Source organism: Vibrio splendidus (assembly GCF_002873455.1).
GTDB classification, from domain to species: domain Bacteria; phylum Pseudomonadota; class Gammaproteobacteria; order Enterobacterales; family Vibrionaceae; genus Vibrio; species Vibrio splendidus_J.
This window is the reverse complement of sequence record NZ_MCUN01000010.1, coordinates 157,155-181,380: the sequence shown is the minus strand read 5'-3', so window position 1 is coordinate 181,380 and position 24,226 is coordinate 157,155. Positions and strand designations below refer to the sequence as shown.

The 24,226-nt window shown below is 43.7% G+C and carries 19 protein-coding genes; 3 read left to right on the top strand and 16 right to left on the bottom strand.

Annotation, left to right across the window (positions count from 1 at the left end; genetic code table 11):
- Positions 1-53: 53 nt before the first annotated feature.
- The 13 genes from BCU75_RS09875 to BCU75_RS09815 all read right to left on the bottom strand — a co-directional run bounded on the left by BCU75_RS09875 (position 54) and on the right by BCU75_RS09815 (position 15,288).
- Positions 54-1,262 (bottom strand): vWA domain-containing protein, encoded by a 1,209-nt coding sequence (locus BCU75_RS09875; protein ID WP_102473726.1) that lies wholly within the window; start codon positions 1,260-1,262, stop codon positions 54-56.
- Positions 1,255-1,815: a tight adherence pilus pseudopilin TadF gene (gene tadF / locus BCU75_RS09870; protein WP_102464708.1), complete on the bottom strand. Its 561-nt coding sequence runs from the start codon at positions 1,813-1,815 to the stop codon at positions 1,255-1,257. Before tadF ends, BCU75_RS09875 begins: the two co-directional genes overlap by 8 nt.
- A complete protein-coding gene (locus BCU75_RS09865; RefSeq protein ID WP_102464709.1) occupies positions 1,802-2,251 on the bottom strand; it encodes a TadE/TadG family type IV pilus assembly protein in 450 nt (149 codons plus the stop codon). Before BCU75_RS09865 ends, tadF begins: the two co-directional genes overlap by 14 nt.
- The gene (locus BCU75_RS09860; RefSeq protein WP_102464710.1) at positions 2,251-2,991 is read right to left on the bottom strand and encodes a tetratricopeptide repeat protein; all 741 of its coding nucleotides are present in this window, start codon (positions 2,989-2,991) and stop codon (positions 2,251-2,253) included. The genes BCU75_RS09865 and BCU75_RS09860 overlap by 1 nt, the downstream gene beginning before the upstream one ends.
- Complete coding sequence (locus tag BCU75_RS09855; protein ID WP_102464711.1) at positions 2,988-3,839, bottom strand: type II secretion system F family protein; 852 nt, start codon at positions 3,837-3,839, stop codon at positions 2,988-2,990. The genes BCU75_RS09860 and BCU75_RS09855 overlap by 4 nt, the downstream gene beginning before the upstream one ends.
- Positions 3,836-4,750: a type II secretion system F family protein gene (locus BCU75_RS09850; RefSeq protein ID WP_102464712.1), complete on the bottom strand. Its 915-nt coding sequence runs from the start codon at positions 4,748-4,750 to the stop codon at positions 3,836-3,838. Before BCU75_RS09850 ends, BCU75_RS09855 begins: the two co-directional genes overlap by 4 nt.
- A complete protein-coding gene (locus tag BCU75_RS09845; RefSeq protein ID WP_102464713.1) occupies positions 4,750-6,093 on the bottom strand; it encodes a CpaF family protein in 1,344 nt (447 codons plus the stop codon). The genes BCU75_RS09850 and BCU75_RS09845 overlap by 1 nt, the downstream gene beginning before the upstream one ends.
- Positions 6,093-7,253, bottom strand: coding sequence for an AAA family ATPase (locus BCU75_RS09840; protein ID WP_102464714.1), 1,161 nt, complete (start codon positions 7,251-7,253; stop codon positions 6,093-6,095). The genes BCU75_RS09845 and BCU75_RS09840 overlap by 1 nt, the downstream gene beginning before the upstream one ends.
- Positions 7,250-7,873 (bottom strand): CpaD family pilus assembly lipoprotein, encoded by a 624-nt coding sequence (locus tag BCU75_RS09835; RefSeq protein WP_102464715.1) that lies wholly within the window; start codon positions 7,871-7,873, stop codon positions 7,250-7,252. The genes BCU75_RS09840 and BCU75_RS09835 overlap by 4 nt, the downstream gene beginning before the upstream one ends.
- A 7-nt stretch (positions 7,874-7,880) precedes the next feature.
- Positions 7,881-9,278 carry a type II and III secretion system protein family protein gene (locus BCU75_RS09830; RefSeq protein WP_102464716.1) on the bottom strand — a complete coding sequence of 466 codons (1,398 nt, stop codon included), beginning with the start codon at positions 9,276-9,278 and terminating at the stop codon, positions 7,881-7,883.
- Positions 9,271-10,152 (bottom strand): Flp pilus assembly protein CpaB, encoded by an 882-nt coding sequence (cpaB, locus tag BCU75_RS09825; RefSeq protein ID WP_102473725.1) that lies wholly within the window; start codon positions 10,150-10,152, stop codon positions 9,271-9,273. Before cpaB ends, BCU75_RS09830 begins: the two co-directional genes overlap by 8 nt.
- Before the next feature lie 30 nt (positions 10,153-10,182).
- Positions 10,183-10,362, bottom strand: coding sequence for a Flp family type IVb pilin (locus BCU75_RS09820; protein ID WP_076674958.1), 180 nt, complete (start codon positions 10,360-10,362; stop codon positions 10,183-10,185).
- Positions 10,363-10,440: 78 nt separating this feature from the next.
- A complete protein-coding gene (locus BCU75_RS09815; RefSeq protein WP_102473724.1) occupies positions 10,441-15,288 on the bottom strand; it encodes a DUF1566 domain-containing protein in 4,848 nt (1,615 codons plus the stop codon).
- Positions 15,289-15,530: 242 nt separating this feature from the next.
- On the opposite strand from BCU75_RS09815, the gene BCU75_RS09810 reads away from it, so the two are divergent.
- From BCU75_RS09810 to BCU75_RS09795, 3 genes are all read left to right on the top strand, one after another.
- Positions 15,531-17,546 carry a hypothetical protein gene (locus BCU75_RS09810; protein WP_102473723.1) on the top strand — a complete coding sequence of 672 codons (2,016 nt, stop codon included), beginning with the start codon at positions 15,531-15,533 and terminating at the stop codon, positions 17,544-17,546.
- Positions 17,547-18,560: 1,014 nt separating this feature from the next.
- Positions 18,561-19,169, top strand: a complete 609-nt coding sequence (locus tag BCU75_RS09800) for a hypothetical protein (protein ID WP_102473721.1) — start codon at positions 18,561-18,563, stop codon at positions 19,167-19,169.
- Positions 19,170-19,536: 367 nt separating this feature from the next.
- Complete coding sequence (locus BCU75_RS09795) at positions 19,537-20,718, top strand: MFS transporter (RefSeq protein ID WP_102473720.1); 1,182 nt, start codon at positions 19,537-19,539, stop codon at positions 20,716-20,718.
- 109 nt (positions 20,719-20,827) lie between these two features.
- Here BCU75_RS09795 and BCU75_RS09790 read toward each other — a convergent pair whose 3' ends face one another.
- From BCU75_RS09790 to BCU75_RS24560, 3 genes are all read right to left on the bottom strand, one after another.
- Entirely contained in the window at positions 20,828-21,742 is a 915-nt protein-coding gene (locus BCU75_RS09790; protein ID WP_102473719.1) for a DMT family transporter, read from the bottom strand.
- A gap of 371 nt (positions 21,743-22,113) precedes the next feature.
- Positions 22,114-22,773 carry a hypothetical protein gene (locus tag BCU75_RS09785; protein ID WP_198593413.1) on the bottom strand — a complete coding sequence of 220 codons (660 nt, stop codon included), beginning with the start codon at positions 22,771-22,773 and terminating at the stop codon, positions 22,114-22,116.
- 75 nt (positions 22,774-22,848) lie between these two features.
- Complete coding sequence (locus tag BCU75_RS24560) at positions 22,849-24,186, bottom strand: hypothetical protein (protein WP_241905369.1); 1,338 nt, start codon at positions 24,184-24,186, stop codon at positions 22,849-22,851.
- Positions 24,187-24,226: the final 40 nt, after the last annotated feature.

The window sequence follows — 24,226 nt, the reverse complement described above, 5'->3', positions numbered from 1 at the left end:
TTTTTAATTCAATGCTTAAATTCAGGTGTTTCGAATCAAACGCTTTGTTTGGATTAGCGAGTGAGTTTGATGGTTGCCGAGTATTCAACCGCTAAAATATCGGAAAAGTACTCGTTGAGTTGAGCCGTGCTAGTGGCACTAAACACGTGTTGTGGATCCCCGGCACAGTTCTCGAATTGAGCGATTCGAGAAGGGCTGACGCCATAGCCGATGAAGTTCATTTCGATGCCATATTGATTGATTGCGGTAGTACAGAACCCTGCGTTAACCAGTTGGTCAAACGTGTCTCCTTCGTCAGCACCGTCGGTGAAGAGCACCAATTTTCTTCTGATTTCGGGTACTGTGCTGGCGTTCAATCCCCACGCTTTTTGCCAGCGTGGGATAAGCTGTCTCACTCCCCATACCAAACCGTGATAAGAGCGAGTGCCGCCATTTGCTGTTAGGTTGTTTATCGAGTTTTGGACGCGGGAAAAGACGCTGGTCAATGGCAGCATTGGTGAATCTTGATTGCAGTCGCTTAACCACTTACTCGGTGGTGTAAATTTCACTGGTCGCTCTGAGTGAAGCGTTGCGAGGTTATCGACGGTCAGTGCCGCAGAGAAATTGCCATTACGATAGCTAAGCCCATCGATACAGTAGATTCCGGCTGCTTCTTTGGATAACCAAGGTGGGCGCTGCGCTGAAACTCCAGAGTCGAAAGGAACGATTGAAATTCTTACTGAGTCTAAATCGTTAGCGTTCTTACTCTGAGATTGAATCGTATTCAATGCATTGGATAAAATGGATTTCAACGACTGGATGTTTGAACCCATCGACCCAGACACATCAAGTACTAAAACCAGCTCCGTTGGAATCGAAGATTGCTTGCTTTCAACCACACCTTTATAACCACCACCCGTTGCCGTTACCTTGTTTGCATAGCTCTCATATTTAAAGTTGGGCAGTAATGTTGAAACTGAATAACCCAAACTAATACGGCAGCCTTGGTTTTCTGGTGTTAAGCCACTCACGCCTTTCAGTGTTGGGTGATAGTAATCTCGGTAAGCCATCATCATTGGGAGAGTGGCTTGGTCAGCAAAAGCACACGCTAATGCGGCCGAATCGGCGGCTTTCGCAGCTCGGTTTGAAACCATCACTTGTGCGGAGATCATCAGGGTGCCAACAGCGATGAAAAGCGCTGGAAATAGTAACGCTAACAATGAAATGGTCATGGAGCCTTGCTGCTTTTTAAGCGCAATGCTGCCAAATATTGGTTTAACCATAATGCTTTCCTATCACGGCTGATGAACTTGAGAGTGTTTTAGGAAGATTGAGTCGCTTGTAGTCAAACGGTGTATTCACACATAAAGTGAGTTGAACCAAGGTGGATGGTCTTCCAACTAACGCAGGGTCGCCGCTACCCTCAACGATAAGTGTCTCTAGTTGATCGATGGGTGTGTACTTTTGACAGATGATCCCGGCATGGATGTGCTTGTATTCCCAGTTCGAAGCAGTGGTATCAAATACACGGCTTTCAAGTACCAACCCAATATCGATGCGCTTGATGTCTTGCGGAAGATAACGTTCGGCGAGATCGAGAAGCTGATCCTTTAACGTATTAGGTAATCCGTTTGGGCCTTGCTCTGGTTTCAGTTGCGTTAGTGAAACGGCGTTGACTAGGTTATATGTTACGTTGTCGAGCTGAGTCTGTAGGTTGAATAAGCGATAGACTGCAACAAGCCCCCACAAAATGATCATGAGTGCGAGTACAACGAAGGGGAATTCAATCGCTGCTGAACCCGCTTGTTTTTTTCGAGGTGTTTTATTTGTTGTCATAACTAACCAGTACCTTTCTTTTCAAGGTTGTCATGTTGCCGATAGACTCAGAAAACTGAGTTGATAGATTAGGTAATAAGGCAAATGAAAATGAGTAAGACACCTTGTACTCGCCTAACACTGCTCTGCTTTTGGATACCGGTTTCTCATTAACTAAATCTGAGAAGTTTTCGGCGTATAGCGGCGATGGATCCAAGACGAGCTTGCTCTTATCTATCAGTGGGAACTTTGCGATAGTCTCGGCAAAAGCGAGATCTGAAATAGGACTAATCGGCCGTGTCTTAGCCTCTCGAACGCCCGCATTAACGGCTACATCAAAGATGATGTTGACCAGCAGCAGACGGCAGATCTCAAAGAAACCAATGATCAGTATCAGAAACGGTATCACCAACATTGCAAACTCGACGCTCTGCGCCCCTTTTTGACGAGAGAGCATCACAGTTCTCCTTGCTCAGTTTTAGAAGCAAGCTCTTGGTAATACAGGCTATTGTTGGCGAACTCAGGTTGAGATAGGTGTGCGCGAGCGATACTTTTCGCGGACGCACTGTCTCCAGAAAGCGCATAAGCCAGTGCTAGATTGAGTTGCAGCTTTACGCTCGCTTCACCTCGGACAAAGATCGGGTGCAGAATTCGGATCCCTTGCTCTGGTTTTCCATCGAGTATCCAAGCCATGGCTAAGTTGTTGCGGTACTCATTACTGGATGGCATCAAACTAAGGGCATGAGAGTAAGATTCACGCGCTTTTGAATACTGCTTATTGAGCGAGTAACTCACGCCTAGACTGTTGTGGGCGACATCATCAGTTGTAACTAATCTGACAGATTCTTTGAGTGCTGATGTGGCTTGTTCAAGCTCACCAAGCGCCAACCACGCACGGCCAAGTTCTCTGTAAATCGCGCTCGATTGATTAAGCTCGATACCGTGCTTTAGATAATGCAGTGCCTCATCATAACGACTGGCTTGATTCGCGGCGGACCCCATTAGCAATAGCAACTGCGGATCATCAGGCTTCGATACCAGCATCTTTCGGTACAGCTCCATGGCACTTTCTGGTTTGCCATTCATCAGTGCAACCTCTGCGACTTTCATGTCTTCAGAGGCCTCTTTTTCAACGTTATTCGTTGATTGGCAGCCGACTAAAATTAGCGCTAAACCCAAGAGAATGATCTTGTTCATAAGCCCCCCAGAGTTTGTTTAAGGGATAACATGATTGGCACGACAATAATGCCCACGACAGGTAGCATGATGAAGACCACTAAAGGGAACGACATCTTAGCTGGTATTTTTCCTACCCACTCTTCAAGCTCTAGGAAGTGATATTGGCGACTATCAGAGGCAATCAGCTTTAACGCCTCAGCGAGAGGTGTGCCGTATTGAAGCGCTTGATTCATGGTGGTCACAATATTGTTGATGTCAGGAAGCTGGACTCGTTTGTCTAGGTTTGAAAGTGCCGTTTGTGGTGAATCAAGAACCGATATCTCAGTCGCAGTGAGTAGCCATTCGCGTGACAATGCTGGAGAGATCGCACGCATCTCTTTACCGACACAGCGAAATACCGCTTCGAGTGTTAGACCTGATGCGACACATACCACCATCAGATCGACGGCATCAGGAATAACGCGGCTAATTTGCATTCGGACTTGGTTCACGCGCCAATCTAGAATGCGGTCGAACAGGATGCCAACCACAATGGCGATTGCGATACATTCGGCCACAGAGTTCATGTTAAGCACTTGGATTCGAGTGACATACCAAGCAATAGATCCCGTCACCATCGTCAGTAGTCTTAAGCCAAGAAAATAGATCTCTGCATTAGGACTCAACCAGCCAATGAGGATTAACTTCTGGCGTCGTGGTTTTGCACCTTGGAAGCGCCATTTACTTGAAGCGGTGGTGTACTTAGAGGAGTAGCTCGATACGCGAGTCAGTCGTTCAGCAACAACATCTCGTTTGAAGGAAGACAAGTGTGCGACAACTGTGAGTAGTAATGCACATCCCAACAGAAGCAAGGCAACATACATCATGATGAGAACCTTCTGTTACGAGTCAGAGCGTTCAAAATGAGTGTGCCTGAGCTGATGCTAATGACGGCGTAGGTCAGTACCCGCTGTCCCGATTCTGTGTTGAACAATTGGATTATCATGGTGGGTTCCATCAAATAGATACCACCCAATAACCCCAAGGGTAAGATAGAAAGAAAGAGGGCTGTCATACGAGGCTCTGAGGTTAAGCTCTTGACCTTTTTTCTCATCGCTCGATTATCATGCATGGTTCTGCTTAAGCTTTGAAGAATGTCGCGCAGTTGGCCACCATTCGATTGATTCAGGATTAACGCGACCGAGAAGTAGCGGAAACTGCTGTAAGGAAGGCGAACGCATGCATCATCGAGGCTTTGTCGAAGGCTTAAACCGAGCGTTAAGTTATCGCGAATATAGGAGAACTCACGTCCTAATAGCCCTGGTTGGGTTTCTGACACTTGTTCAATTGCTTGTGGGACTGAGAGCCCCGCAGCCACAGCTCTAGAAATTAAGCCAAGTACATTGATGATGCCCTGTTCGAACTCTTCTACCTGCATTTTTCGGCGGTACATCACCAAGGCACATGTGCATACAAACCAAAGTCCAACAGCGGCGAAAAGTTGATGATGTATTGCCAGTTGGGGAAATAACATGTGGCCTGATGCTGGGAAACCGATAGCTGATAAGACAATAAAGTACTTATCCCAAACTGGCAGCAATGCATTCATTCGTAAAAAGAAAGCATGCAGTTTGTTGCTACGCTGGTGGTTGGTTTTTTTGATTGAAACGTCAGCTGTAAGCGGTCGTTGACTGCTGCTTACCAATAACAGCCGTTTATTGACGATGGCTTGCTTTGAGCTCAACCTGATTAACCCGATCGCGATAAATAAAACGAAAACAGTGAGAACTAAGATCATCAGGCTTCAAGCTCCATCGCTACTCTTAGTTGAGCATCGAGTTGGTGGTATTTGGCTTTTTCATTGAAGCTTGGTACGCACTTAGCACTCTTGTATTCGCCAATCAGGTTGCCTTGTTGATCCTCTGATAACGGCTTGAATTTGAACAAGTCTTGAGTGATGTATTGTTCTCCTTCTAACCCTTGCACCTCGGTGATCGAAACAATGCGTCTTTTGCCATCACGCATTCTTTCAACTTGTATAACGACATCGATGGTGTCTGCGATTTGGCGGCGCAATGAGAACAGAGGCAGGGTCGCTTGGCTCATCATCAACATGTTTTCCATGCGAACGAGTGCGTCAGTCGCCGAGTTTGCGTGCAATGTACAGAGTGAACCATCATGACCGGTGTTCATTGCCTGCATCATTTCAAAGGCTTCATCGCCACGAACTTCGCCTAAAATGATGCGATCTGGTCGCATACGTAGAGCATTTCGCACCAACTCTCGCTGGGTAATTGGCGTTAAGCCTTCGGCATTAGCTGGGCGAGTTTCAGCGCGCACAACATGAGGTTGTTGTAGACGCAGTTCTGCGGTGTCTTCAATGGTAATGATGCGTTCTTGAGGTGAAATGCTAAAAGACATCGCGTTGAGCAGTGTGGTTTTACCTGCACCAGTGCCTCCCGCAACAAGCACATTAAGGCGTGAGCGAACAATAATATCGATAAGTTTAACCATCGATTTCGACATTGCGCCAAACTGAGCCAATTGGCTGAGTGTTAGCTTATTCTCATTGAATTTTCGGATGGAAATGTAGGTTCCATCAAGCGCTAGCGGTGGGATCATCACATTGACACGGCTACCATCATCCAATCGAGCATCGACTAATGGATTCGATTCATCGATTCTTCGTCCAACCTTGCTGACGATGCGTCGCGCTAGGTTGAGAAGTTGTTCTTCATTACGAAATTGAACTGCCGTTTTTTGCAATTTCCCTGAGCGTTCTACGTAGACTTCACGGTACCCATTGACCATGATGTCGGTAATGCCTTGGTCTTCAATTAAGGGTTGCAGTGGACCTAATCCTAGAAACTCATTGAGCAATTGTTCCACCGAATGAGCGACATCTTTGTGACCAAGCGGTAACTGCTTAGAGACCACGATATCTGATACCATTTCGGCAATTCTAGCTTCAAGATCGGGTGCGCTTAAGCTCACTACAACCGATGGGTCGATCGCCTTGATGACCTCTTCATGAATTACATGATAATGCTCACGAACTGAGGGTGTTGATGTTAGGGCTTCATGTGTTCGAGCTCTATTCGCTTCAATCGGATCTATGGCTTGTGTGTTCTGACCAAACATTATGCGCCTCGCTTCCAAAAACGGCGGCTGCCTTGTTGCGGCTCACCAGTGACTAGTTCAAGTAGAGAGTTAAACGCGAGCTTCACTTTCCTATTGCCTTTATGGGCAGGCTGACCAAGCGATGACTTGCTCAAGAAATGGTTAGGCAAAAATGGAATCACGACGTCTACGGATGTACCGAGTGATTTCTTCACATCATTGACCGAAATAAGGGATGCGGAATCGGATTTACAATGGTTCAACACCACAATGGTTTGTGAAGCCGTTTGGTTTTGAAGTCGTTTGATTATCTGGCCTGCATTGCGAATGGAACTGAGTGTAGGTTCAACCACAATGATTCGAATATCGGCACTTTTAAGCGCTTCAAAGCCAACCTGGTCACGCAATGAATAGGTCGGGATGTCGATCAGTAAGTAGTCTGAACTTTGCAGGCAGAACTTTGTAAACTGATCGAATGCACTCTTTTGTGGCCAAAATGGTGTGGTGTCTAAAGGTAGATAACCGGTAAAGAGCGTGTGCTCGGGTGACACACTGATCCCACTGCGCTCAAATACGAGAGGTTCTAATCTTTCTGGGTATTGTAAAAGCTCTACCAACGCCGTGTTGCCTTCGACATTGAGTAGCAAATCCAAATCACCCATCGAAAAATCGAGGTCCATACAAGTTACTCGTTTATCGAGTTCGGCAAGCTGTTGCGATAACGTCGCTATAATGGTGCTGCTTCCTGAGCCACCTTTTGCACTGACAATGGAAACGACTTTTTCATTTCGTTTTTCGTTGTTGAGTTGCAAAGCAGCAAAGGAGACGTGTTCAAGATCTTGTGGTGTCACTGGGTTGACTAAGTAGTCACTGGCACCGGATGCGAGCATTCCACGGTAAGCAAAAATTTCGGTTGAATGACCAATCGCGATAACTTGGCACCCAGTACGTTGTATTAAACGCTGCACAACCTGTTTCGACTCTGGCAATTCGCTATTCAGTACATCGAGGAAGATGGTTTTAACGTCATTCTTAAGTACCTGTCTCACCACGTCATCTTCTTGATTCGAAGAGGTTGTGATGTTGTTGATACCGAAATCATTCAATGTGTATGTGAGCGCTAATGTATCGAGTTGCTCCGATGCCGCGATCAGTACCGTTAAGTTGTGTACTTGATTCATTGCGAACCTCCTAGCGTGGTATTCGAAGAACCAGAGTTTGTCTGTTGGTTTTGTGCTGGTGGTGCAAAGTAGTTATCGATGCTAGACACCGCTTTTTGTCCTTGTGCACTGTCGATGGGTTGCCCAACAATCAGGTCTTTTGGATTTGCGACCATTTGCGCCAGTGCATTGGCATTCGCACAACCAAAATTGCGCTGAGTACGATAAGCGTTGAGTGTGGTTCTTGGTGTTTTACCCGCGTCACATGCTGTTACTTTGGCACGATAAGATTCAACAAAAATCGTGAGATCACCTTGACCTTGTACCGATGGATTAGATACTGAAATTTGAGAAGGGTAGAGGCCTGACTCGATCAGATGAAGCCCAACTTTTTCACTTTGGCTTTCTCCTTTCTGAGTCGTATTTTCAATCTTGACCATTAAGTTGGATAGCGTGCCTCGGCGAGCAATAAAATCAGAGATGTCATCTTTCTCTTGAGCCGATAACGTTTTGCCCGACAGTGTTAAAGTCAGTTTGTTTGTCACGGACACCACATCCACAGAAGGTTGTTGGGTTGTAGGTGTTGGCGCGCAACCCGCAAGCGCAATGAGAGCGGGCAGTAATAAGGATAATTTGTTCATGATGTCCTCAGTAGTAGAACCCGTTGTCACCCAGTAAGCGAGGCTTCTGGTTGTCGGTGTAAGTCGCTTTATTATTTGATGTTTCTTGTTGAATCCTTGGCCATGCCAGCAAACGTTCAACATCGCTCAACGGGATTAAGCCATCGGTTGGTAGTGGCATTGAGTCCGAACGAGTTGGCTGAACTAGGTAAGCCGTTACAATGATGATCAGCTCTGTTTCTCTACGAGTGAATTCAGTCGAGCGGAATAGGCTACCGAGTACTGGTATCTCACCGATAAGTGGGACTTTTTGTAGTTGCTCAATGTCTTCTGATTTCAACAACCCGCCTAAAGCAAAGCTCTGCCCACTCGCCAATTCAATGGTGGTGGAGGCGCTACGAGTGGTAAAAGAAGGGAAGTTAGTTCCGTTTATCACTTGTTGGCTCTCGATTGAGATGTTACTGACCTCGGGATTTACTTTTAAGCTGATACGGTTTTGACTGAGCACGGTTGGGGTGAAGTTCAGTTTTACACCGAAATCCTTGTATTCGATTTGAGTGGTGTCAGCCGTAATCAGTGGCAGCGGTACTTGACCACCAACCAAAAACTCCGCATCTTCGCCTGACATCGCGGTCAAGTTAGGTTCAGCAAGCACAGACATCATGCCGTTGGTTGCTAGCGCATCAATTAGAGCAGTAATGCTCGGCTTGCCCCAACTACTGACATTAGGCAACTTTGAAAACGAAAATTGCCCCACACCGCCAGCGATTGAACCCCATTTTATTCCCAACTTATTGGATACATTTCGTGAGACTTCAGCGATTTTTACACGAATGTTGACCTGATTTGGCATGGTGACAACCAATTGATTGATCAGCTCATCATCATTGGGTTGAGTCTGCTGATTTTGATTGGTTGAACTACTGTTGTTGCTATTGTTTCCTTCCGAACTTGAGCTTTCTGGTTGTCCGGTAGAATCGACAACCGGGGATAGGTAGCCTTTTGCTAGCGACACGATATTATGTGCCATCATCGGAGAAGGAACGCGTCCTTTAAGCCATAATTTTCCGCCCAGAGATTCCGCGTTGACTGACGCTTCAGGGAATTTGTTTTTAACCAGTTCATTGAACTCACGGCTGTTGTGCGTGACGCGAATTTTATTGGTATAAATCACGCGCTCTTGCTCATTCAAAACGGTGATCGTAGCGCTGCCCGCTCGCTTACCGAATATCATCACCTTGGTATTGGTTAAGGTTTGGTAATTAGCGATATGGGTGCTAGAGATGAAAATGGATTTCGCTTTTTCGGGTAAGCGAATCATTCTCGCCTCATTGATCGTGACATCAAATGTTGATGCTGCAGATGCAAAAGAGACACATAGGCTTGATAGCAGGAGAACACCCCACCAACGACAGATGTTAGCCATTGTTATCAGCTCCAGTTTTATTATTGACGGTTTTATTTTCGGCTCTAAATTCCACCAAACCCACGTCAGGTAATACCTGAGTTGTGTCTGGAGAAATGACTTTTAGCGTCACGGCATTTGCATGTTGAGGTTGATCTTGAGCCTCGTTTTGACCGCGCAATACAAGGGTTAACTTTCCTAATTGTTTCGCAAGGACCACTTGGTTTGCTTGCTCGGGTGTCACTTCTAAAGAGACACTGCTGTCGTCAGGGATACCATCTTCGAAGCCATTCGATTCCCGAGCCTTTTGATAAGATTCTGCCGTTTGCTTGTTATTAAATGCCAAGACTCTTGCATCGTGAACTATCGTTGTGACGTACAATCCTTGAGATGAATTGCCATAACGTAGTAGTTCACCATCTTGTGAACCGAGCAGGAGAATATCCACTCGGTCGCCCGGCTCAATGAAGCCTGAATTAGACGTGACTTGATCGACAGGGACTGAAATCGCGCGATAGCCTGGTTGCAACTTTAATGAAAGCGAGTAGCCACCTTCCGGCTCGGTAATGTCCGCTTTCGACAATATTGAGTCTTTGACAAGTTTGGTGCGTGCAAGCCCCGACATCGTGTGGTCGGCAGAAATATCTTCCGGTGTCACGTGGTCGATGTAGTTCTCTAACTCTTGCTGTGGAACTTCTTTCCATCGAAACGAGTTTGGCGTGTAGGTTTGGCCTATCTCAATCGTACGAGTTGGAACCAGCACTTTGACCGTTTGCTTAGCGGCTTGTTTAGAAGAGGTGGTCGCAGACTCGCTATTGGTTTGGCTCAACAGTAAAACGGACAATCCGAGCACCGAGCAAAATAACGACAGCAACATGAGTCGCTTGGCAGTCATAACTATTCCTTTAATTTACGGTAAACGGGCTTATTCTGATTTTTGAGCGTCTTTGAGCTGCTTGACGACAGTTTGGTAAGCGTCAGTAATGGCTTCGGTTAGATCACCATTCTCGCCGCCTACAAAATTAAGCAAGACCACTGACATTGCTGCTGCGAGAATTGCGTATTCGATAGCGGCCGCGCCGCGCTGCTTTTTCTTGTTTAACATGTTTTTGTGTCCTAGATAAAAACAGCCTCAGCTGAGGCTGTTGTGGTAATAAGTAAAAACTAATAGGTCTTGGAGTTATTAATTGGCAACGAGTCGGTATAGGTAAGATGAGCCATAACTCGCCGTAGTCACTTGACTTTCTGCCATGTTACTCATGCTGATACTAATTTGACGCCCATCCTCATTCATATCGCTAGTAATATAAGATGCGTTGCCAAAACCAGTAGCTTCATTAAATTTGAATACATTGGTGTCTATTGGAATTAGTCCGTAGAGCTCAGGTTTTGTTGGATAGCGCCAATTCGACTTACCACATATATTGTTTGCGCTCTGTGCTGCGATTAATGGTTGAATATCGACATATTTTTTGAATCGACTGCTATCACCTTTCGAAAATAGTTGCCAGATTAAGCCACTGTTTGTATCACGAGCACATATTGCATTTGATCGTGTTTGAACGACTGCACCACTTGAGTCTAGGTATTGATAGCTGCTCGATTCTTCACGTACTAATCGAGCTAATACCACTAAATCTTCTGAGCCATCGGTATAAGCACTACGAGTATTTTGACGGTTTGCTCTTGTGTTGTAACTCGCTGCGAATTGCTGGTTGCTATATCGATTCACACTTGACCAGTAATAGAAAACTATGCCGTTATCGAAATATGATTTGTCATACTCAGGTTGCAACGATAAGTTGTGTGGGAATGCATCGCTGTCTAGTGTCATTTTTGAACTATAACCAGGGACAGGTTTGGTTTTTAGAGACAGAAGCTGAGCCAAATGAGGGACTGTCCAGTCACTAAAACCACATAACTTGTTTGTATTAGTGTTCGCAAGAAGCTCGTTGTTGCCTAAAACGCTTTGTATCCCTGCCGATGAAGCATCGTAAGCGATATCATCTTTGCCATTGGGAAGACCATCCTTAAGTAGCGTCCAGACTCGACGTTTTCCTGAAATCTTCGTGTCTTCAACACAGCGCCAACCTTGTTGATAGGTTGTGTCGCTTGGCAGGTAGTTTCCTAGTTCGTCAAGTTTAGCGAAGCGGTTGCTTACCATTGCGTTGGCTTGAGATACCTTAAACCCATTATCTGCTGCTTGTTTCAACCCATCTTTTGCTACAGTTTTGGATTGAGTGAGATCGTGGATTTTTGCTGTCGAATTCATTTCCAAGATAAACGTTTGATACAGACTGATGAGCGTATCGAACTCTGCATCTACTCCGTTGGTGGAGGCGTTTAGTTGAGTGATGAGATCAGTGACTTGCGCATATTGGGTCTCTAAAACAGCAATGGCGTTGTAAAGGTCTAAACTTGCTTGATGCAGTTCTGCAGCCAATGACGCTGAGCTTATAGCATTTGTTGCATTTGTTAACATCACCGAGTTTTTCTGGATGACTGCCATTTTCTTAGCAAACTTAGCACCTTCAACTAGTGCATTTAGCCCGTTTGAGTTTTGCTGTAGTTTCGCTGCTTTTTCTTTGTAAGCTTTTACTTTGGTAATGAACTCAAGGCTCTCCGCATCAGTACGGCTTTGAGCAACCGACATCTGAAAGTCGTAAATGGTGAGCTTCGTGGTCACTGCACTCAATTCGTCTGACCATGGCTTAACAAATGCCGCCAGTTCAAGAGTTTTGGCTTGCGCTTCAGTTTCTAGCGCTGTGTAGCTTTTAGCCTTTTTCTGATTGTTCGTTAACCATGTTGTTAGGTAAGCCTCTGCCCCTTTTACAATTGAGCTTTGTGTATTGAGTAGAGTGTCCACAGAAGTTGTTGAAGCATCAATGTGACTGACTAGCTGTGCCCCAGATGGTAATTGCCATTTAGGGTATGCGTATTTGCTGTAATACTGTTCAAGGGATTCTTGCCCATTGTTTATGGTGACTGCAATACCATTTTTATCAGCCCAAATATTTTTGGTCTGATTCGATGTTAAGTAGTTTCTTAAGCCTGAAGGTAGTATTGCCGGATCACGGTTTGAAAGTGTAATGACTTCACTGTAAGTTGGGAGTTCCCAACCAAGAATGCCGCATTTATTTATCTCTGAAATCTTATCAAATACAGTATCGGCTTCAGCTGAAATCGCTTTTCCCCAAAAGACAGGTTCACCTTGCCCATTGCTGTCATATTCCGCGATACAGTTTAAGTTGTAGGTGCTCCACGAACCGTTGTAATTAAAGCTGACGACCGAATCTTTGGTTTTCATTGGTACAAACCTAAGTGCGGTGAAGTGACTCGTAGCCCCTGTTGCCCAAAGGGTGTCACTGATAGAGTTTGAAATGTCTTCTTTTGCATTCTCTTTCAATCGAATGCCGACATTAGCCTTGTCGTATGCTTCAGGACCAATGAATTGAGGGTTCGAAACGACAGGGTGCCAAGTGAGGCCTTTGTCGTTGGTGAACTCATAGTATTCGGGTTTATTAAAGCGAACCGATTGACCTTCGAGGTTTGCGGTTAAGTAAGCCCAGTTAAATCCATTTGTGTTTATTGGATAACTGCCTGTAAACGTATTTACAATTTTCGGCGAGGTTGGTGCTGGTATCTCGAACACTTTGGTAAAGGTTTGTGTGGTTGGAGCTGCCGCACCATGAGGCATGCCATTGGTAGGGTTTGTACCTACTCGTAATTGTACTTCAGCGATGTTCTTGTCTACATTGCCAATCACAACAGGTTTCGCTGTTACCTTTGTCCAAGTTGAACCTGAGTCGAGTGTTACTTCGAAGTGCTCGGGCTGAGTGAACTCGCCGAAGTATGTCCAATCGAGCGTGTTGTCGGTGTCGTTAACCACTAGACCTGTAGGGGCGCTTGGTGCTGACGGACGAACAGTAAAAGGAGCATCGTTGGTAAGCTCTGAACCGCTAGGACGACCCGTAATCTGATCTCGTTTAACGCGTACTTGGATTGAATCGATAGCGTAAGCTTGGTCATTTAGCTGATATGGTTTTGTGGTAACCACTGCCCAGCCGGTGTTGAGTGTATTGATCTCGTAATCCGTTACCTCTGAAACCCCAGTAACAAACGTCCAGTCAAATGTATCTAATCCATCATGAGAGATTGGTGATGTCGGTGCGGCAGGCATATTAGGAGTAACAGAGTAGCCCTTGTCTGAACACAGCGCTTCGCCAGGATCATGTTGAGGATCCGATTCCGCTATTACTCGCACACAAACTTGCCCCTGGGTAAACACCTCATCAGGGATAGCTTGTGGGTTGCTAGTTACAGGGGTAAAAGTAATGCCTTTATCGAGAGAGTATTCGTAGGAATCACTTCCCGTGAACCCTTTAACTTCAGTCCATGCGAATGTATTTTCTGCGTCGTCAACAGTCGGTGAGGTTGGTGCTACAGGTTGGTTTTCTGAGCGAGTGAAGGCAGAGCTGATAACCAACGAAACGCCCGTTGGACGAGCATCCAATGTATTTGACTTTACACGGACCGAGATTGAGTTTGCTGGAAGTGAAATATTGCCAACAAGATACGGCAGTGCGGTGACGTCTTTCCAACCGTTACCTAGATTAATCTCGTAGAAAGACGGGTCGGTATATCCATTAACCCAAAGCCAATTAATTTTATTGGTGCTGTCGTCAGCAAATTCTAGGGTCGGTTGCGCGGGTTGGATTGGGGTTACCGTCAGCGGTTTTTCTGACGCTGCACTTAAACCGGTTGGGTGTCCTAGAGAGTCATCTTTAGCAACACGAATCTTTAAGTCTCCAAGAGGGATATCTAGATCTCGAATGTTCTGTGGCTTCTCTGTCGCTTTTGTCCAGCTTGAACCGTTATCTAATGAATATTCATATAAACCTAGTTCATTAAACGAATCGACAAATGCCCAATCAAATTGATTGATCGCGTTATTCACAGTAACCCAAGCTGGAGCTGCAGGCACTGTAGTTAGCGTAAACCCTTTGTCTGAGAGCATTGGCTTTCCGGCAGGAGTATTACGAACGTTAGACGCGGCAACTCGAACTTGAACGGCTCCTTTATCGAACGCCAGTTTTCCTACAACAATCGGCTTGCGAATTACCGTTGTCCAAGTATTACCAGAATCTAGCGAATACTCGTAATCTGTGTTTTGGTTGAAGCCACGCACCAACTGCCAGTTGAATGTGTCTGAGGCATCATTGACCTGACCGTGTTTAGGGGCCGGCGGTCTAGTGATGATTTCGTTACCATCGATGTCTTCTTGGGAAACTTTGAGTTGATCTCGGTATTCCTTACCAAGTTGCTTCAATGCGCTATCGGTTCCTGATGCGCCATGAGACAGCAAATCGGTCTTGGCTTTAAATTCTGCTAAATCAAGCTCTGCCAGCTTGTACATAGAGCCTTTTCGAGCATTTACTTGGTCGACTCCTGCATCAACAGAGGCCATTTGTGCTTCTTGAAGTACTCGCGTAACACCGCGTGCAAACATGTGTACTTCACGACTTATCGCTGAGTTTGATGCGGAATAATCACCAACAGCCAGTTGTTTATCTATGCCTAAGTCGCTGGCCACAAGCTGAGTTGCTTCATCAAAACTGATTCCACTGGTTTTCGACACACTCGCAATAAGAGATGTCATAGGGCTGATCACGTTCGAAGTGTTACTCGGCACTTCTAACGTAAATCCGGATTCAATAGGCTGATTCGGTGAATCCATATCGATGGTTATACCGGCAACCGCTTCAACCAATATTGGGTATTGGGCGACATCATTGTCGACGTCTAACTGAAATCGTCCTTCGGCGTCCGTAGTGGCAATTTCCCCATCAGCAGAGTCACACATGGCATTGCTATTTTTGTCTAAACAAACCTTCGCATTGTGCAAATAACCATCCAAAGCTATGCCCGAAATATTCTGAGAATTTGGTTGAGTTTGTGACTGTTTGAGCTTCGGATCTGACTCTGCTCCACCACAAGCAATCAGCATTGTGGAAACGAGTGAAACACTCATTAATTTGTATGGATTTCTTACCACCTGAACTCCAAATAATTTATAAATTACCCATAAGAAAGGCGAAGAATAGTAATTTAAATGATAGTTATTATCAATATCATTTGATCTTTTATTTCGTTAAGTGATTTAATGGCCAAATTAAATACTATCCATCCAATGATAAACTAGGTGAATCGGTCGAAAAAATGCACAATAAATTCTTAATATGCAAATTGTCACTAGCAATCTCTAGTGCCTTGATGATCTCAGGATGCGGAGGCAGTTCTGATAGCGAAAATCCCGTTGGGTCTACAGCTTCAGGCTATGCGTTTTTAGATTCATCAGTGTGCGCTGATGCAGATCTGAACGGTTTATGTAGTGACCAAGAGAAAGAGCTAGAAGAGGTTTCTGGGTACGCGAAACAGAGGCAAGATGATGGTGCAATTTTGACCGCTTCTCCCAATATGGAATTGGTCACACCTTTCACGACCTTGATTCATAGTGAGATGATGTTTAATCCCGGCGTAAGCAACGATATTGAACAAGCAAAAGCGTCGCTTCAAAGTAAGTTAGGCGATCATGTTGGTATCAATTTCAGTACGCTCGATACCACCTATGGCCCTAAAGATTCATCTGATTTATTGCTAAATTCTTTGAAAAAGGCACAGAGTGAAGGTAAGCAGTCTTCTTATACAAACATTGCTCATGCTCTCGACTTGATGATAGAACATAAAACTTTAGACTTATCTAATATTGACGTTGCTGGTACGGTTTCTCGGCATCTACAAATTGAAGATTCTTTGGTTGTTCGCGGTTCACAATCGGTACCGCAATTGTCTGGTGCGAAGTCGATAGCTCTGAATCCAGCGAGCAGTCAAATTGTGTTTTTAACGGCTAATGATGTGGTTATGCAAATTGATAGTTCTTCACGCAATAAGCCGGTGACAATCAATGGTGACCCTGCATCTCAAGCTGTTTCTGGTCTGGTTAGTATCCGTTCGCACGACGACGATGATTATGACGACCATGACCATGACCATGACCATGATGATGATGATGATTATGATGACGATCACGGAGGTGGCACTGGAGGCGGAGAAATACCGGTAGATTCGAGTGAAATCATTCAGTTAGTTCCTGCGCTAAATGGTGTTCAGGCATACAAGGTTTACAAACCGACCGCTTACGTCTCACCCACATCGAGTGATATTTGTAATAGCCAAGGCGCTAATGGTGTTTTCCTCACAAGCCTCAATGGTTCGAATAATAACAATATTGGCGTGAAGGCTTTTGCGATTGATACATACAGCAGTCGTAGTGGAGGTACGCTTCCACCCATTCCAAAACCTAATCCAGCCGTGCCGACTAAATCGAGTGAGTCGTGCATCAATGATAACTTCGCAGCAGTGGTTCCTCTGTTACAAAGTGGTTCGTTACTGGCGATTAAAAATACCGGAAGCTCGATATACTCACAGCAAGAACTCAAATTGCTAAGTGCTAATAAGCTTGATATGAAAAGCTGGAGTCACGCATTGAAAGCTTCTTCACCTCAAGTCATGTCATCTTATGACGAAAGTGAAGCATTAATTGTTTATAAGAATTACTTTTCAAACAGTAATTTAGCGGCAGAAGTTATCGATACGGCTAACCTATCCACTAAGATGACGATTGATAAGTTAAACCTTAAAACAGCCAATATTGTCGTAAATCAGCAGATATTGTTGGGGTTGGATAGCAATAAGGTTGAGTGGGTGTCTAACTCGATACAACAAACCGTACTTGGGGATCTGACCGTTGATTCTGCTATTAGCAAGATAGCGACATCGCGAGACGGAAAAACCAGTGCTATTACCACAGCAAGTGCTCTTTATATTGTTGATAACATGGCGAGAACCTTACTTGTAACAGAGTCTCTGAGTAACAATGCCATCAAGTCTTTGTATGTGTTAGAAGATAAGGTGATTGCGTTAACTTCTTCGGGGGCGGACTATTATCAGTTCCGAAATATCAGCGGCCCGGCTCTCAAGGTTGGCAGTCAGTTGGTGACCAAAGAACTCCTCAAAAAGTGGGAAGACGGTGGAAACTCAAGCTGGAATTCTACCAACTTGGGCTACATTCTTTCTCAAACAGGAATGGAAAGTGAAATCTCCGACAAATTTAAAAATGTAAACCTCTCGTTTTCTCCAACTAACGCAACGACCTCGAGTGGTATCTCTGGGGTACATGTGAGTGGTTTAGAGCGAGGCGAGTGGGTGACTTTTTATAAGGCGCTGTAAACCTAATAGTTCAATGGAAGGGGAACATTTTTTGTTGAGCTAGGAAGTCAACTTATGTGTTTGGTTGACTTTTTTCCTTGCTACTAGTTCTATCTGAAATTAAAAGCGTGGTATTACTTAAGTGTTGTATTGCGCTTTTCTGTTTTAGATATTGCCTTTTTTGGTGTTCTTTGAACCTATTTACCTTATCGGAATTCAAGGTAAGTTGTTGTGTGAAATTTCCTCCTGATCTTTACTCCTCCCAAAGTTCTACTACATCCAACATGGTGTCTATATCATTATTATTTTTGTCCTCTTTATTCTCCAAAATGACGTATAAAGATGATGATATCTTATCGATGTTGGAAGTTTTTTCCGAAGAGAATACGAGGTTTTCCTCTTTATCGTACTGGAAGTTAGTATTTTCTATCGAATGCTTACAAACGATACTAGAACAACTTCTATCTAGGGGGAGGTATTTTTCATTATCAGCATAGGCTGTATTTATCCATAACATGAAAATACAGCTAGTAGTAATGACCGATATTCGAGTGAGCATGGCTAAAACCTTGGGTTTTGTTGGCGTTGAATTTTTTATTGTACTATTCATTATCGATTAAATGAAACTGTGACGTAAATAAATATCGAAAATAGTATTTATTACGTCATTCTATTTGATGTTAATAAGTGATTCTCTCACCATTGATAGTTCAACGCTGTAGGTGGATTCTTTGATTTCTTCATTAAACATATAATTTAATGAAAGTGAATTTAATAAATTTTATATTCAGTTGGATTTCTATCTAATATTTACTGGTCGCACATCTTACCAGTGTCTGTTAATTCCCTTAAATAAAGAAAATTAAGTCTAGTCGTGAGTGGTTATTAACAAAATGTCCATGTTGTTAAATTATGTTTAAAATTGCGACTGGTTGTTAATAGAGTTTAATGTAAAAACATACAAAATATCATTGAATACACCCTAACTAAGTTGTACTTTAGCCTTGATTTATAAAATGTATATCTGGATGTATAATGAAAAAAATAAGTAAAATAATCATTGCGTTACCTATCATGCTTTCTAGTTTCGCGCATGCTGAGCAGAATTACTTTAATAGTTTCAGTTTTGGCCTTCAAGGTGGGCAAAATGAAGGTTTGGACCAATATTTAGGATCCAAGTTTTCAGAGAAAGAAGAACAAGACCTTGTGGGCGCATATGCTTCATTATCTTTCTCATTGACCAACAATGTATTCGTGGAAACTGAATTCTCTGGGATGAGCACCGGAAAAACTCAGTTTAGAGATCATTATGCTGGATTAGGGTTTAACGGTAACTATGTCAATGGAGTCGTGCCTTTTTTATCTGTTGGCGTAAATCGTATCGATGCAGAGCGACGCAAATTTGAGTTTAGTGAATATGCTCCTTCTGCGCATGTTGGTTTCAAATATACCCCAATTAGCTTTCTGACTTTTACTCCTAGTTATCGTTACTCTTACGTTGATAAAAATACGATGAATAAATACTCGCTAATGGGCGAGATAAACTTTACTGATTTTTTTGCGATTGAGTTAGGTGCAAGCTATAAAACTTATAAAGAATCTGAACAATGGTCTGGGGTAACAGGTTTAAAGTTCTACTTTTGATTTAAAAGTAAACCTGATTCCTTTCAGGGTTGCTACTTTGTAAGTTAAGAAAACAGATCCTCATAGAATTCTTCTATGAGGATTTTTTCGTTCTTGCTGCTTATCTATAATACCCATTCAGTCTTCAGTCATTGTAGAGCTATGAGGATGCATTATGTACACCGAATAAATGCTACTCAATCACCGATTAAGGTCGATATGGTGTAATTCATATCTTTTCGACATTTAAAGCCTCCTCGTTTACCGCCACATTCGAATTTTACTATCAAAGGTTTCGTTGCTCATCTTGTAAATGCCGAGTTAATCATTTGTTGATTCTAATGAAACGAGAGTATGATGTTGGATTAATGATAAGGAAATTCTACTCATGAGTGAACCTGTTACGAATTGGAAAACGCCGCAAAACTTTTTGTTACTGATTTCGATTGTTGTCCCTATCGCGTTTTCGAGCTGGATGGCTCTACTTAATAACTTCGTGATTGAGAAAGCGAACTTTGATGGTTCGGATATAGGCCTATTGCAAAGCGTTCGTGAGATTCCTGGCTTCTTAGCGTTTACGGTGGTGTTTGTGCTGGCTTTCATTCGTGAGCAACGCTTCATGTTGATATCGTTGGCTATGCTCACTGTGGGCACCGCGATTACCGGTTTATTTCCTACACTCACAGGCTTGTTGCTGACTACGATTTTGATGTCGACGGGTTTTCACTATTTTGAAACGCTGAAGCAGTCTTTGTCACTGCAATGGCTGAATAAAGAAGAAGCACCAGAGATGTTGGGTAAGATGATTTCGGTCGGTGCATTGGCATCATTAATCACTTATGGATCAATTTGGGTGATGTTAGAGCAGCTCAAGCTTGATTTTGCATGGGTTTATGGCATCACTGGGGGCATCGGTTTCATTTTAGTATTGATGATGACCTTTGGTTTCCCTGAGTTTCAAACCAAGACCCAGCAAAATAAAAAACTGGTGTTGAGGAAGCGTTACTGGCTCTATTACGCGCTAACGTTTATGAGTGGCGCAAGAAGACAAATCTTCACGGTATTTGCAGGCTTCTTGATGGTAGAGAAATTTGGTTACTCAGCAGCAGATATCACATTACTATTCTTAATTAACTACCTGTTTAATTTCTTGTTTGCTAAACGTATCGGTCGATTTATCGGTGTAGTTGGCGAGCGCAAGGCGCTGATCTTCGAGTATGTCGGCTTGATTGGTGTGTTCGTTGGGTATGCTTTAGTACAAACGGCGGAGTGGGCAGCCGCGCTGTATGTTGTCGATCATCTGTTCTTTGTGTTGGCATTGGCGATCAAAACCTACTTCCAGAAAATTGCAGACCCTGCTGATATGGCTTCAACCGCTGGTGTCTCTTTCACCATCAACCATATTGCAGCGGTTGTTATTCCGGTCGTGTTTGGTGTGATTTGGTTGTCTTCTCCAGCGACAGTTTTTTACATTGGTGCAGCAATGGCAGTGGTTTCTTTGGCGTTGTCTTTAAACATTCCTAAGAAGCCAAAAGAGGGAAATGAAGTTCGGGTGCTTAGCTGGCGCTAATGTTGGTCTCGATCTTATGAAATAAACAAAAAGCGCCAATAGTGATATTGGAGCTTTTTTGTATATGTGGGATGGGTCTCTCTAATCCGCTAAACAGATTTCAGTCGGATCAGTTTCTTACCGTTTTTAATTCTGTACGCAGCTTGAAAATTCCCTTTGGTGCCTTGGTGAGTAAGATGCCGCAAAGTAGGGGAATCATCATAAACAATGACTGTTCAGACAGAACTTCACCATTGGCGTAGCAAGAGATAAGTAGAGCAACTACAGGGAAAATGAGGAAGCAGATAGAAGCTTGGAAAGGTGTCGAAACCTGACCTAATTTAAAGTAAGCAACAATGCCGCCAACACTCGCGACAAAGCCTAGGTACACCACAGCTGAGATTGAATCCCAAGTGAAAGATTCAACATTTACGTTCTCGCCCATAGCTGATACGGCAAATAAGAATAGAGCTGCAATTAGGCTCGGTACGGCGTTGTAGGTCAGTACTTCAATGCCTTTGCAGTGCTTTTGAACTAATACATACATCACTGCGTGAATCGCAACAGCAAGGCCTAAGCAAACCGTGCCAATTACGTAGTCATCGCCACCCATTTGCATTTCGTTGCCAAGGATTAAACATAGGCTCACAACAGCAGTAATCAAACCGAATATCTGGTGCTTCGCCAGTCGTAGACCTAAGAATAAGCCAGACATCAGCATCACAGCGACCGGCATGTTGGCAAAGATGATCGACGCTAAACCAGAAGAGATGTATTGCTCACCATAGATCATCAACGTAAACGGAATCGCGAAATACATCAGCGCAACAATAAGCAGCCATTGGCGCTTACCTTTAGGGAACAGCAGAGGTTGGTTGAAGACTTTCGCCAATACCGCAAGCAGAGGTGCTGCAAGTAAAAAGCGCAACGCAGTAGCAAAAATAGGTGGGATAGAATGCAATGCTACTTCCATAGCGAACCAAGTGGTTCCCCAAATTAAGCAAACAGAGACAAAAAGCAAGATAGTTAGCGACTTCGAATTCATGGTGACTACTCATTAATAATTATTTTAAATCATAGGCTTGTAGCGCCTTAATGACGTGTCACAGTATAGAAAGGTAGTCGGAGAAAAGTTTTGCCTTTTTATCTATAATTAAAGTTTTCTGTGGAAATTAAATCTCTAATATAATTATTTTATAGAAAATAAATTCACTTTAGATAGTTAAAGTAAAGTCGTCATTCTTTGTGGGGTTTTTGTTGAATGATGGAAAGTTAAAACAGAGGAAGAAGCGGCGAAATTGATTTAAGTTGATTACGGTATTCGCAACTGATTGGAAAGGTTATTACATGAAGTAAAAAGCCCCCTTTACTCAAACAGATCGTAAAGGGGAGAGAGCTACCACACGAAACGGTAAACTAAAAACGAAGGTTGAAGCCTAGCTCAACGCTGCCATCAGAACGAAATATGTCTCCCGGGCTAACGCGTTTTTGGCCGAATGTATATTTCACATAAGGTTCCACCCATTTGGGTTTCAGCGTAAAAGTGACGTCTTGGCTGTTGTAATAACCTTTTGAACCCGTTAATTGGCGGTCATGGCTGAAAGAGTAGGAAAAACTCATGTGCTTGGAAGGTGAATAGCTCGTACCTATGGTGTTTTTCCATTCGCGATTCGCATCGTGAAGATCGGCTAGCGAGAATTTCCGCCATTCATGCGAAGTGTTGGCAAACAACATGATATTTTCTGAAAGCGCCGTTCCGCTAAAAATACCAACGTCATAGATATCAATAAGGTCAGCGCGGCCATAGCTAACGAAAGCTTCGGTGTAAAATTGCCCTAAGACTAAGCCATAGCCAGTTCCAAGCTCAAGGTAGCCTTCGCTGTCGATCTCTGCATTAATGTTTATCCCATCGGTCGCTTGAATCACGCCTGATACCGTGCCGACCCAAGTATCACCAGCCTTAGCGGTTTGGAAGCTGAGGCTAGGTTCATGGTAGCTCAGTTGTTGTAGCTGGTGGTCGTTAGCGGAAACACTGAGTGTCACCAGCATAGCCATTGCCAAAGATATTCGTTTCATTTCACTTTCAACCTTGGTTCAAACAAAAAGGAGCCACTTAGAAAGCGGCTCCTTTGCTTTTATTCACTGTTTTATTTAGCCGCGGCTAACACGGTCTTTTACAGCTTGTTTGATTTGCTGACGTTGCTCTTGTGAAAGTGATTGAACTTTCTGTTTTAGTTCTGCTTTTTGCTCAGCGGTTAGATTTGGCTTTGCAGGAATCCAGTCATTAACTGCGTCTGAGATAGCTCCTTTCGCAGCCGTGCGAAGTTCATCTACAGTTTTCTTTTCACCAGTTAATAAGTAGTAGCCCAAAGAATTGCCTTGAAGATCCATTTCAATGTTCGCGATTTTCAACATGGCTAGCTTGTTGTCTTGAGACCACTCTTTCGTCATCTCTTTAGTTACAGTCCAAGCTTTCACTCGCATATCTTCATTGATGGCACCAGCACCTTCATTGGCAATAAACGCAAGTGCCAGGAATTTCTGTTCTTCTTTTGTTAGATGAGTCATTGCTTCTTTGTAAGCGTTCACTGTCTTTACAGAAACAGTGCTGCGGCCTTCATCTCCTGATATAATGACACCGGTAGCTGTATCAGTAATTGTTACTTCACTCGCACCTAAAGTGACAACGAGTTTATTATCGTCAACCATTTCGAATTCGAAGCCAACTCCGTAGTCAGGATCTGTTAAACCCCAGCCGTTGTCAGTATCGCCATCAATAGATACATTAGTGTCTCCTGTCGCACTATCCCATGTGTAGATCATTCCGTCTTTGTGTACGGTGACAATGGTAGTTTCAGTCGATACTGAGTAATTGAGGGATGTCCCGTTGTACAGTGTCACGGTGCCTTCGTCGGAACTACCTTTGAATTCACCTACAATTTGTCCATCCTTGATAACGTAACCATCATCACTAACTGAGCCGATTAGTTCGTCTCCAACAAAAATCAGTGTTTTTCCATCAACAGGAATTAACTTAATTGAGCTTGCGCCTTCGTCCCCCCACTTTGGTGGTGTTTCAATAACAACAGAATCTGCAATCAAACGTCCATCGACAACCGTAAGTGTAACTTCGACTTTTTCACCGTTTACCACGCCGTTAAACACGATTTGGTCGCCTTGATTTTCGATGTGACCAATTTCATTGTGGTCGTTATCAGTAACAACACCATCTTCAATGTGATACAGGTTGCCATCAATTAAAACTAAAGTGGTTGTTTCACCATTTTCACTCGATATATCACGAATAATTAATGCGTTGTAGTTGCCTTCATCACCGACTACACGAGCTGCGTCCAAGTTTTCGCCTTGGAAGTAAGTAACATCTGCAATCCCATCTTGAGCTGCTGGTGGATTGCTACTTGAACCAGAAGAAGAACAACCAGCAAGGAATGTTGCCGCAATAGCAGCGCTCAGTAATTTTAGTTTCATGGTTTACTCTCAAATAATTGTTAGGAACAAAGTTTGCTTC